Origin of the sequence: Catenulispora sp. GAS73, assembly GCF_041262085.1 — a bacterium.
In the GTDB taxonomy this organism is placed as follows: Bacteria; Actinomycetota; Actinomycetes; order Streptomycetales; family Catenulisporaceae; genus Catenulispora.
In genome coordinates this window covers 246769-258224 of record NZ_JBGCCM010000014.1, presented here as the reverse complement: position 1 = coordinate 258224, position 11456 = coordinate 246769, and the positions used below count along the sequence as shown (strand labels likewise).

Annotated in this window: 10 protein-coding genes; 4 read left to right on the top strand and 6 right to left on the bottom strand. The window is 68.8% G+C overall.

Annotation, left to right across the window (positions count from 1 at the left end; genetic code table 11):
* Nucleotides 1-517 precede the first annotated feature (517 nt).
* Nucleotides 518-1120, bottom strand: coding sequence for a single-stranded DNA-binding protein (locus ABH935_RS22700; RefSeq protein ID WP_370379925.1), 603 nt, complete (start codon nucleotides 1118-1120; stop codon nucleotides 518-520).
* 247 nt (nucleotides 1121-1367) lie between these two features.
* Between ABH935_RS22700 and ABH935_RS22695 the strand changes: the two genes are divergently transcribed.
* Entirely contained in the window at nucleotides 1368-3233 is a 1866-nt protein-coding gene (locus ABH935_RS22695) for a long-chain fatty acid--CoA ligase (protein ID WP_370379924.1), read from the top strand.
* On the opposite strand, the gene ABH935_RS22690 is transcribed toward ABH935_RS22695, so the two are convergent.
* The 3 genes from ABH935_RS22690 to ABH935_RS22680 are packed head-to-tail and all read right to left on the bottom strand — an operon-like array spanning nucleotide 3224 to nucleotide 4958.
* Nucleotides 3224-4006 (bottom strand): oxygenase MpaB family protein, encoded by a 783-nt coding sequence (locus tag ABH935_RS22690; RefSeq protein WP_370379923.1) that lies wholly within the window; start codon nucleotides 4004-4006, stop codon nucleotides 3224-3226. The two genes, ABH935_RS22695 and ABH935_RS22690, sit on opposite strands and share 10 nt — an antisense overlap.
* Entirely contained in the window at nucleotides 4003-4365 is a 363-nt protein-coding gene (crcB, locus tag ABH935_RS22685; protein ID WP_370379922.1) for a fluoride efflux transporter CrcB, read from the bottom strand. The genes ABH935_RS22690 and crcB overlap by 4 nt, the downstream gene beginning before the upstream one ends.
* A complete protein-coding gene (locus ABH935_RS22680; protein WP_370379921.1) occupies nucleotides 4362-4958 on the bottom strand; it encodes a CrcB family protein in 597 nt (198 codons plus the stop codon). Before ABH935_RS22680 ends, crcB begins: the two co-directional genes overlap by 4 nt.
* A 329-nt stretch (nucleotides 4959-5287) precedes the next feature.
* Here ABH935_RS22680 and ABH935_RS22675 point away from each other — a divergent pair, with 329 nt between their 5' ends.
* Nucleotides 5288-7708 carry a phosphocholine-specific phospholipase C gene (locus tag ABH935_RS22675; protein WP_370379920.1) on the top strand — a complete coding sequence of 807 codons (2421 nt, stop codon included), beginning with the start codon at nucleotides 5288-5290 and terminating at the stop codon, nucleotides 7706-7708.
* 1 nt (nucleotide 7709) lies between these two features.
* Here ABH935_RS22675 and ABH935_RS22670 read toward each other — a convergent pair whose 3' ends face one another.
* Both ABH935_RS22670 and ABH935_RS22665 read right to left on the bottom strand, forming a co-directional pair.
* On the bottom strand, nucleotides 7710-8222 hold the full coding sequence (locus ABH935_RS22670; RefSeq protein ID WP_370379919.1) for an N-acetyltransferase family protein: 513 nt from the start codon (nucleotides 8220-8222) through the stop codon (nucleotides 7710-7712).
* Between the two features lie 85 nt (nucleotides 8223-8307).
* Nucleotides 8308-8646: a hypothetical protein gene (locus ABH935_RS22665; RefSeq protein WP_370379918.1), complete on the bottom strand. Its 339-nt coding sequence runs from the start codon at nucleotides 8644-8646 to the stop codon at nucleotides 8308-8310.
* A 205-nt stretch (nucleotides 8647-8851) separates the two neighbouring features.
* On the opposite strand from ABH935_RS22665, the gene ABH935_RS22660 reads away from it, so the two are divergent.
* Nucleotides 8852-10051, top strand: coding sequence for an MFS transporter (locus tag ABH935_RS22660; protein WP_370379917.1), 1200 nt, complete (start codon nucleotides 8852-8854; stop codon nucleotides 10049-10051).
* A gap of 47 nt (nucleotides 10052-10098) precedes the next feature.
* Nucleotides 10099-11403, top strand: a complete 1305-nt coding sequence (locus ABH935_RS22655) for a D-arabinono-1,4-lactone oxidase (RefSeq protein ID WP_370379916.1) — start codon at nucleotides 10099-10101, stop codon at nucleotides 11401-11403.
* Nucleotides 11404-11456: the final 53 nt, after the last annotated feature.

Below are 11456 nucleotides of genomic sequence, written 5' to 3'. Positions count from 1 at the left end.
CGGCGGCTCGGCGGCTCGGCGGCTCGGCGGCTCGGCGGCTCGGCGGCTCGGCGGCTCGGCGGCTCGGCGGCTCGGCGGCTCGGCGGCTCGGCGGCTCGGCGGCAGCGTGCTCGACACGCGGGAGTAGCGCAAGCTTCTGCGGCGCCAAGCATCACGACCATCCGGCAGTGTGCAAGGTCGGGCGTCGCGCGGCCAGCCTCGGGGCGGAAATCCGCGTACTTCAGGCTTCTGCGCCGGCCACTGCGGGCGCGCCAGCCGCAGAGTGCGCGTGCGGCCAGGAGTGAGCGATGCGCGTGTCTCGGGGCATGGCATGCTGACCGGCCGCGGCCGAGTGCGGTCGACTGGCGGTTCTCTCCTTTCCCCCGCCCCCATCCCACCTGCCAGTTCACACGCATGGGCGCGTCGCGAGGGGCGGTCGGTCCCCGCGACCGACCGCGTGCCTCGTTGGCGAGGGTGCTTGAGGGCGGCGATGTGCGCCGCGCGCTCAAGCGATGTTGGTGCTGGTGTTGGTGCGCTGTCAGGCGGCTGCGGGGAGGCTTGTCACCTCCATCTCGGTGGGCGTCGGTTCGGAGGAACTGTCGAGGGTGGGCGCGCTGCCTAGCCTCGGCGGCGCTGCGGTGTCGATCGCCGCCAGCCCCGCGACCGCGGGCTCCAGTTCGCCGGGCGCGGGCGCCGTCTCCGTCGCCGTCGCCGCGAGGGCCGCGGCTGCGGCTTCCTCCTCGCGGCGGCGGGTGGGGCCGGGGATGCGGGTGGTGCCGGGGCGGGGGGCTTGGCGGTAGACGGTGGTGCCCCAGCGGAGGTCGTGGCCGATGGCTTGGATGTCGAGTTCGGCGGTGACCACGTTCTCCTCGCCGCGGCGCCAGCGGCTGATGCGGAGGCGGCCTGCGGCGACTACGGGGTCGCCGACGCCCATGCTGCTCGCCACGTGGTCGGCCAGGGTGCGCCAGCAGACCGCGCTGAAGTAGTTGGGGTCGCCTTCGGTCCAGGTGCCTGTGCGTTTGTCGTAACGGCGGGGGGTGTTGCGGATCTGGAAGCGGGCGATCGGGTTGCCGTCGGCGGACTGGCCGTAGCGGACTTCGCTGCAGACGGTGCCGACCACGGTGACGGTGGTTTCGTTCATCGGTGCATCCCCCTGGATGTGCTGATGTGCTTGTGCTCTGGCTGGTTCTGGCTGGTCTGGCTGGTCTGGCTCTGTGGTGCTGGTGATCGCCGGCCCCCGGGTGGTTCTGGAACTATGCTCGCATTCTTCGCTAATCGGGCACAAGGGTTCGAGGAGGGTGCACTCGATCGGCCCAGTCAGGGCTCTTCCGTGGGGCGGTGGGCGGTTTTAGTGTTTGCCGAAACGAAGCCGAAGCAGGAGGTTCGTCGTGACCGGTACCCAGGAGAGCGCTGCCGCTGAGGACTTCCAGGCCGCGGTCGCGGGGCTGACCGTGCCCGCGCTGATCGAGCGCAACGCGACCGAACACGGGGAGCGGCCGGCGCTCACCAGCGCTCCGGATGCCGACGGCAATACCAGTACCCTGACCTGGGCCGAGTTGCGGGAGCGCGCCGCGGAGTTCTCCGAGGGGCTGGTGGCGCTGGGGTTGGAGCCCGGGGACCGGATGCTCACCATGATGTCCAGCCGGCCCGAGCACTGGATCGTCGACTACGGCGCCCAGCACGCCCGCGCCATCCCCTGCACCGCCTACGCCACCCTGTCCACCGAGCAGATCGGCTACGTCGCCGCGCACAGCGCCGCCCCGATCGTGGTGCTGGAAGGCCGGCAGGAGATCGAGCGCTGGCAGCCGGTGCTGGCCGATCTGCCCGCCCTGCGCCACGTCATCGTGGTCGAGGAGGCCGACTGCGTCGTCATCGGCGAGGCCGCGCACGGCAAGCAGTTCCTGCCCTACAGCGCGGTGGTGGCCATCGGCCGCGAGCGCCTGGCCAGCAACCCGAGCCTGTTCGAGCAGCGGTGGCGGCAGATCCGGGCCGAGGACCCGGTCGGCATGATGTACACCTCCGGCACCACCGGCGATCCCAAGGGCGTCGTGCTGACGCATCTCAACGTCCTGTACGAGGCCGAGGTCGTGGACTCGATCACCCCCGTCGCGGACTTCCCCGACACCATCGCCTACCTGCCGCTGGCCCACATCGCAGAGCGCGAGCTCAGTCTGTACGGCTCCGTCATGAAGGTCGCGCACGTCCATCTGTGCCCCGACCCCCGGCAGATCGTCGGCGCACTGGGCCGCGTCCACCCCGTCGGGCTGTTCGGCGTGCCGCGCATCTGGGAGAAGCTGGTCGCCGGTATCCAGGGCCTGCTGAAGGTGGCGCCTCCGGAACAGCGCGAAGCGTTCGAGAGGGCGCACGCGGTCACGCTGGAGGCGTTCGACCTCCGCGCGGCCGGCAAGCACGTCCCGGAGGAGCTGGCGCAGGCCGTCGAGGAGGCGGACCGCACCGTACTGGCCCCGGCGCGCGCCCTGCTCGGCCTGGACAAGGTCACCCGCGCCACCAGCGGCGCGGCTCCGATCTCCGTGGAGACCCTGCGCTATCTCAACGGCCTGAACCTCCCCCTGATGGAGCTCTGGGGCATGTCCGAGACCAGCGGCGCGGCGACGGTCTGCACGCCGGACGCCAACCGCGTTGGCACCGTCGGCAGGCCGATCCCGGGCGTGGAGTTGAAGCTCGGCGACGACGGCGAGGTGTTCGTCCGCGGCCCGATCGTGCTGGCCGGCTACCTCCAGCCGGACGGCAGCGTCCAGTCCCCGCTGGACGCCGACGGCTGGCTGGCCACCGGCGACGTCGGCACGATCGACGCCGACGGCTTCCTGACCATCACCGACCGCAAGAAAGAACTCATCATCACCTCCGGCGGCAAGAACATCGCCCCGACGCTGATCGAGAGCCACCTGACCACGCACCCGGCCGTCGGCTTCGCCGCCGCGATCGGCGACCGCCGCCCCTACGTCACGGCCCTGATCGTCCTGGACCCCGACGTGTTCCCCGCAGAGGCCGTGCACTCCCCCGAAGCCCGCGCCGCGGTAGACCAGGCCGTGGAGAACGCCAACGCGAAGCTCTCCAGAGTCGAACAGGTGAAGAAGTACACGATCATCGCAGGGCCCTGGACCCCGGACACAGGTGAGGTCACGCCGAAGCTGAGCCTGCGCCGCCGGGTGATCGTCGACCGCTACGCCGACGTCATCGACGAGATGTACGCGCTGGCAGAGGGAGCCGGCGAAGAGGAGCTTCACGCATAAGCGCGGAAGCGCCTCCGGAAGTACTGCATATAGAGCGCCATGGGCAGGCGACGTACCCGTCGGGGAACCCACGGGTACGTCACCCGCGCCGCCCGCATCCCAGAGCGGAACAACCGCTCGCGGCGCGGGCCCCACGCGAGCCCGAACTGTTCCCGCACTTCCTCCGGCAGCAAGCCTGTAGTGATGAGCCGGTTCACCGGCAACAGCGGACGCAGAAGGAGCGGGACCGCCTTGCTGTAGAGCAGGTCATGACAGATGCGCTTGGCCTCGTCGGAGACCACCAGCGCCGCCAACGCGCTGTCCCAGTACTTCTCGAACTCCTCTACAGAGGACGGCCACAAGTCCTCAGGACAGCCAAGAAGAGTGCCGTATACAGAGCTCTCCCGACAGAACTCCTCCCGCATCGCAGGAGACATCGGCCCCAGCGTCAACTCATAGATCTGAACGGCTGACTGGTAGAGCGTCGCGGCGACCCAGAGCTGGAGATCGGGATCGCTAGCGGAGTAGCCCGGCCCTTTGACGTAGGTATGGATCCGGTTCACACGACCGGCGACCCATGCGGATTCCTCACGCGTGCCCAGAGTAGAGCTGTAGATGAAGTCCAGCGTCCCGCGCAGCCGCTTAAAGGGATGCTCTGCGAAGTTGCTGTGTTCGGCCACTCCCTGCGCGACCTTAGGATGCGCCACCTGTAGCAGGATCGCGCGGCCGGCACCGACGAGAACACAAGCCTCGCTGACGACCCTCTGGATCGCGGTCTCGTGCGACGTCCTCACTGCGCCAACCCCAATCCGGCCGCACCCGCGAGCAGCCCGGCAGCCAGGCTCACGCCGACATTCGTCACCGCTTTAGCGAACGCCCGCTCCTCCACCAGCCTCACCGTCTCCACACTGAACGTCGAGAACGTCGTATAGGCCCCGCAGAAGCCGGTACCGAGGATCGCCACCGCCTGTTTGGACAGCCCATGATGGGCACTCATACCCACCAACACCCCCAGGACGAACGCCCCTGTGACATTGATGACGAGCGTTCCCCAGGGGAAAGCGCCCCGGTTCCGGGTCGCCACGAACCTGTCCACCAGGTACCGCGCGGGCGCTCCTACAGCGGAAGCGAGCGCAACAGCAAGAAGTGTCATGCGCGGGACCATCCAGGGGAACGCCTGACGAGAACCGCGCGCGCCAGGAAGATGCCGAGGGCTGTAGCCACCAGCCCGGAGAACAGACTGCCGAAGACGTTAAGAGCGGCGAACCCATAGCGTCCCGCGGCCATGAGCCGGTCCGTATCGACCATCCATGTGGAGAACGTCGTATACGCGCCCAGGAACCCGACCGCTCCGAAGGGCCGCACATAGCGCGTCGGCGGCCACACCTCAATGACGCACACCAGTAGCACCGCCAGGATGAACGACCCGCTCACGTTGATGGCGAACGTCGTCGCCGGGAACGTGTGCGCCGCCGTCGGAAACGCCTGACCGAGCAGGTAGCGCGCGGGCCCGCCGAGGAACCCGCCGGCCGCGATGACCGCAATCACCCGTGCGAGGCTGGGCGCTGGAACGACTGGGACGCCTGAGGAGTCTGAGGCACCCGAGGCTGCTGAGGACGCCGAACCCTCCGAAGGCGCCGCGGACAGGATCGGCGCCTCGACACTGCTGCCCTCGGCTTCGGGCGGGACCTCGTGGTGCCAGGCGTGGTGCTGCCCGGAACTGGAGGACGGCTGCGGCGGATTCACGCGCCCCATGATCGCCTGCACGGCCGCCTGGCGCCAAAAGCATCCGGCTAGGGCCGGATAGGGGCATCACGGACGTCCCCCTATTTTCGCCATGGCGCGTATAGCCGAATCCGACCCCTGTCGATTGTTGACGCGCTGGCCAGAGCCGTAGCGACCGTGGAGCACGGGTCCGGCGTGCGTTCCCTTGGAGTCTCCTCCACAGACGCTTGGATTTTACCGTTACGCCGCAGATCACGCATTTACAAGCACTGCGATGCGCACCTACATTCACAGGGCATCTCGCGCGAGCAACCACCCTCACCCGATCTCTCCCACACGCCTGGAGTGAGATGTCTCCCCTTTCCAGACGCAAGTTCCTGTCCGCTTCCGCGGCGGCCACCGCCGGTGCCGCCTTCCTACCGGAAACGCTGCGCACCGCCATGGCCGCCACCGCGGGCATGACCGGCTCGCTCAGCGACATCGGCCACATCGTGATCCTGATGCAGGAGAACCGCAGCTTCGACCACTACTTCGGCACCCTGGCCGGGGTCCGCGGCTTCAGCGACACCTCGCCGTACGTGTTCCAGAACGGCACCACGGTGTCCACCCAGCCCAACGGCAGCAAGACCATCCTGCCCTGGCACCTGAACACCGCGACCACCAGCGCGCAATGCGTTCCGGACCTTGATCATGGCTGGAGCGGCACCCACAACGCCTGGGCCAACGGCTCCTACAACGGCTGGGTCGCGGCCAAGGGCGTCGAGACCATGGGCTACTACACCCGGGCCGACATCCCGTTTCAGTACGCCCTCGCCGACGCCTTCACCATCTGCGACGGCTACCACTGCTCCGTCATGGGCCCGACCAACCCGAACCGGCTCTACCTGTGGACCGGGATGATCGACCCGAACGGCACCGGCGGCGGCCCGGTCACGGACAACTCCGAGGCCGGATACACCTGGACCACCTACCCGGAGCGGCTGCAGGCCGCCGGCATCACCTGGAAGGTGTACCAGGAGACCGACAACTATGACGACAACGCGCTGGCCTGGTTCAACCAGTACAAGAACGCCTCCACCAGCAGCCCGCTGTACCAGCGCGGCATGGTGAAGTCCACGGACTCGGTCGCCGAGTTCCAGGCCGACGTCACCAACGGCACCCTGCCGCAGGTCTCCTGGATCGTCGCGCCGGCCGGCAAGTCCGAGCACCCGAACTACGCCCCGGCCCTGGGCGCGGACTACGTCTCGAAGATGCTCACCGCGCTGGCGTCCAACCTGGACGTGTGGTCCAAGACCGTCTTCATCCTCAACTACGACGAGAACGACGGCTTCTTCGACCACGTCGTCCCGCCGACCCCGCCGGCCGGCACCCCCGACGAGTTCGTCGGCGGTCTGCCGATCGGGCTCGGCGTCCGGGTCCCGCAGATCGTGATCTCGCCCTGGTCGCAGGGCGGCTGGGTGGACTCCACGATCTACGACCACACCTCCACGATCCGGCTGATCGAGGCCTGGACCGGGGTGCAGGAACCGAACATCTCGGCGTGGCGGCGCGCGGTCTGCGGCGACCTCACCACCGCGCTGAACTTCGCCAGCACGACCACCACGTTCCCGAGCCTGCCGGCCACCGGCCCGCTGGTCACCGCGGCGAACAACCAGTGCTCGACGCTCCCGACGCCGACTCCGCCGACCACGCAGAGCATGCCGACGCAGGAGTCGGGCACGAAGGGCCAGCGCGCCACGCTCTACCAGCCGAACGTCACCGGCCGCTACGACCTGGCCGCCGGCCGGTTCTGGACGGACTTCTCCAACGCCGGCGCGCAGGCCGTCCCACTCCAGGCCTACACCACGGCCTACCGGACCTTCGCGAACTGGCAGTACCTCGTCCCGCCGAACTCCACGTCCTCGGACTACTGGAGCGCGCAGAGCGTCAGCGCGGGCAAGTACTCGCTCGACGTGCACGGCCCCAACGGCTTCCTGCGCACGTTCGTCGGCGACCTGACGACCATCAGCAACGCCTCCCTGCCGCACCTGGAAGTGAAGCCGAGCTACGACACCGCGAACAACGCGCTGGTGCTGACGATGACCAACACCGGCACCGCCTCCGCGGTGATCACCGTCAAGGCGAACCACTTCATCACCGGCGGCCCCTGGACCTTCACGGTCGGCGGCGGCGCGACGGTCACCCACTCCTGGCCCACGGCCGGCGGCTGGTACGACCTGACGGCCACCGCGAACGTCGGCGACAACTTCCTGCGCCGGTTCGCCGGGAAGATCGAGACCGGCCAGCCCGCGGCGCCCGGCACGAACGGCGGGGGCGGCGGCACGCCGGCCGTCCTGGACCGGACCGGCTGGACCGTGAAGTACGTCGACAGCCAGGAGACGGTCGGCGAGAACGGCGCGGCGACCAACGCTATAGACGGCAGCACCTCTACGTACTGGCACACGCAGTGGTACAACGTCTCGCCGAACCCGCCGTGCCCGCACGAGATCCAGCTCGACATGACCGCCTCGCACTCCGTGTCCGGCTTCACGTACCTGCCGCGGCAGGACGGGAGCAACCACGGCTGGGTCGGCCAGTACGAGTTCTACGTCAGCTCCGACGGCACCAACTGGGGCACGGCGGTGGCCACCGGCACCTTTGCGAACGACAACACCCTGAAGACGGTGAACTTCACCGCCGCGACCGGTCGCTACGTGCGCTTCCGCGCGCTGACGGAGGTCAACGGGAACCCGTGGACCTCCTGCGCGGAGCTGAACGTTATAGGGATCTGATCTACCGGAAGGTCTCGTAGCGCATCTCTACGAGGTTGTGGGAGGGGTCGAGGTTGTGCGGCATCGAATCGCCGGTCAGCACGAACCCCTCCCGCTCATAGAAGCGGCGGCCGCGGTCGTTGTCATCCCGGACCAGCAGGACGAGTTCCTTAGCCTCCGTAGTGCGCGCGAAGTCGATGACGGCCCGGTTCAGGCGGCGCGCGACGTCGGTTCCGCGCGCCTCGGGACGGACGTACACACCGAGGACGATCCATGAGCCCGGGCGGTCGAAGTGCGGCGCCGCGCTCCACATGCCGACGAGCCGGCCCGTCGCGTCGTCGACGGCGACGTAGAAGGCCTGCTCCTCGGACGTGGCGTTGATCCGCGCGCGCTCCTGCCACTCCTCGTCCGGAACGGCGAGGGCCTGCTCGTGGGTCTGGCCGAAGTTGGTCGGCGAATCCAGCAGCGCTTCCAAGCGCAGCTCCCTGAAGTCCCGCCACTCATCCGCAGTGGTGCGGCGCACGGTGTAAGCCATACAGCGCATCTTCACAGGCGTACAGAGCCCGGCGCCAGCGAGTTCCGCGGGGCAGCCGATCAGGGAAGTCGGTCAGGCCGTCATGTCAGGCGACCAGCCCGACGAACCCGGCGAGGAACGCCGGCGCCCCGAGTCCGACCAGGCCCCAGCCGACGACCTCCAGCAGGCCTTCCCGCTTGCACTGCCGGTGGTGCGCCGCCCGGCCGCTGCTCAGCCGGGCCGTGGACTCGTGCAGCCACTTCGCGCTGTGGACCGACAGGTCGGCCCGCTTGGAGGCCAGGAGTCTGAGCACGTCCAACGCCAGCACCAGGCCGAGGGCGAGGAACAGCAGTCCGACCGCCACCGCGCCGGCGTCCCCCCAGGTGCCGTGCAGGGCACCGGAGTGGTCGGCGAGGCGAGCGCCCAAAGACCTCGAAGCGGTCATTCCGTGACTCCCAAAGAGTGAATCCGGGACGTGGCCGACGGGGACGGCGACCAGTCCTGCAGCAAGAGTCTCACCTATAGATCTGATAGTCGCGACATGTGGGACGAACGTGAGCAACGTTTCGATTAATTCACGGCGACCGGCGGTGACACCCGCCCGGCCGTCCCAGCAGGCGCACCAGTCCCACCAGGCTGACGATCGCCGTATGGTGGCCAAGCACTACGCCGCGATCTTCAAGGCGCCGGGGTCGAAGGGCTTCTCCTCGGCGGCGTTCGTGGGCCGGCTGCCGATGTCGATGCTCGGTCTGGGCATCATCTTGATGATCAAGGAGTCGACCGGGAAGTACGCGCTGGCCGGTGTGGTCTCCGGGACGATGGCGCTGGTCCAGGCGTTCTTCGGACCGTTCCTGGCCCGGCTGATCGACCGGCGGGGGCAGGCCGAGATCGGGTTCCCGTCGCTGGCCGTCTCGACCGCCGCGCTGATCTCGCTCATGCTCTGCGTGCGTTTCAAGGAGCCGACCTGGTCGTGGTTCGCTTCGGCCGCGCTCGCCGGGGCGTTCATGCCGAACGTCGGGGCGCTGGTGCGGGCCCGCTGGACCAAGCTCTACACCGGTACTCCGTCCCTGCACACCGCGTACTCCTTCGAGGCGGTCATGGACGAAGTCGTCTTCATGATCGGCCCGATCCTGGTGACCTTCCTTACTCTGCAGGTGCACCACGAGGCCGGGGTCGGCCTGGCCACCGGGTTCCTGGCGGTCGGCGCCTCGGCGTTCCTGATCCAGCGCCGCAGCCAGCCGCCGCCGCATCCGCCGGAGCACCACACGGAACCCGCGGCCATCGCGATCCCCGGCATGCGCGTGGTGCTGGTCTGCGCGATCGCGATCGGGCTCATGTTCGGCTCGATCGAGGTGGTGACCGTGGCCTTCGCCGAGGAGCACGGGCACAGCGACTGGGCTGGGCTGCTGCTGGCCGTCTATGCCGGCGGCAGCTTCATCGCCGGTCTGATCTTCGGCGCGACGCACTGGGAGACCCCGCTGGCCAAGCGGGCGCTGATCCTGCTGACCGCGGTGCTGATCACCGCGACGCCGATGACGCTGGCACCGAACATCGGCGTACTGGCCCTGGTGCTGCTGCTGGCCGGGTTCGCCATCTCCCCCACCCTGATCACGCTGGTCGCTCTGGTCGAGTACCTGGTCCCGGCGGCCCGGCTGACCGAGGGCATGGTGATCGAGACCACCGGGGCGGCGGTCGGGATCACCGCCGGGTCGGCGGTCTCGGGCTGGCTCATCGACCGTTCCGGGGCGCACACCGCATATCTGGTCCCAGTGGCAGGAAGCGCACTCGCCCTCTTGACTGCGCTGCTCGGCTCGCGTTGGCTACGTCCGGGGGATCCGGCGATCGAGTGAACGGCGCGGCTCAGAGCTGGCGTGCCGGCGGAAGAATCGGGTGAGGCGTGGCGGGCGCGAACGAGTGGTCCAACTGGGCCGGCAACCAGACGGCGAAGGCGGCCAAGGTGGTCACCCCGCGATCCGCCTCCGAGGTCGTCGAGATCCTGCGCACCGCCGATGACGACGGGATGACCGTCAAGGCCGTCGGCTCCGGCCACTCCTTCACCCCGGCCGCGGTGACCGACGGGGTCCTCGTCAAGCCGGACGGCCTGACCCGCCTGAAGCAGATCGACAAGGAAGCCGGACTGGTCACCGTCGAGTCCGGGATGCCGCTGCACCAGCTCAACGCGCTCCTGGCGGAGAACGGCCTGGCGCTCACCAATATGGGTGATATCCAGGTGCAGACCGTCGCCGGCGCGATCGGCACCGGCACGCACGGCACCGGCCGCGCCTCCGGCTCGATCGCGGCCCAGGTGGCGGCGCTGGAGCTGGTCCTGGCCAACGGCGAGATCGTGATCTGCTCCCCGACCGAGAACGCCGAGCTGTTCCAGGCCGCGCGCCTCGGCGTCGGCGCGATCGGCTACGTGACCGCGGTGACCTTCCGCACCGAGCCGTCGTTCCTGCTCTCCGCCCACGAGGAGCCGATGAAGCTGGACGCGGTCCTGGACGGCTTCGACGACCTGGCCGACGGCAACGAACACTTCGAGTTCTACTGGTTCCCCTACACGACCAGCACCAACATCAAGCGCAACAACCGGTCCTCGGGCCCCGCGGCCCCGCTGTCCGGCTTCCGGCACTGGATGGACGACGAGTTCCTGTCGAACTCGGTCTTCGGCGCCGCGCAGCGCCTGGCCCGCACCGCCCCGCGGCTGACCAGGACGGTCTCGAAGGTCTCCGGCTCGGCGCTGTCCGCGCGCACCTACACCGACCGCTCGGACAAGGTGTTCACCTCGCCGAGGCGCGTGAAGTTCGTGGAGATGGAGTACGCCGTTCCGCGTACCGCGTTCGTGTCGGCCTTCCGCGAGGTCACGCAGCTGATCAACAACTCCACCTGGAACGTGAACTTCCCGATCGAGGTGCGCGTGGTCCCGGGCGACGACCTGTGGCTGTCCACGGCGCACGGCCGCGACACCGCGTACATCGCCTGCCACATGTATCAGGGCACACGGTTCGAGGAGTACTTCAAGGCCGTCGAGCAAGTGCTCGTCGGACACGAGGGCCGGCCGCACTGGGGCAAGATGCACACCCGCGACGCCGAGTACCTGGGCAAGGCCTACCCGCGCTTCGAGGACTTCCTCGGAGTGCGCGACCGGGTGGACCCGAAGCGGTTGTTCGCCAACGAGTACACCCGGCGCGTGTTCGGGGACTGAGGATCCGGGGCGGTATACGACCGACCACCGGCACCGGCACCAGCTCCAGCTCC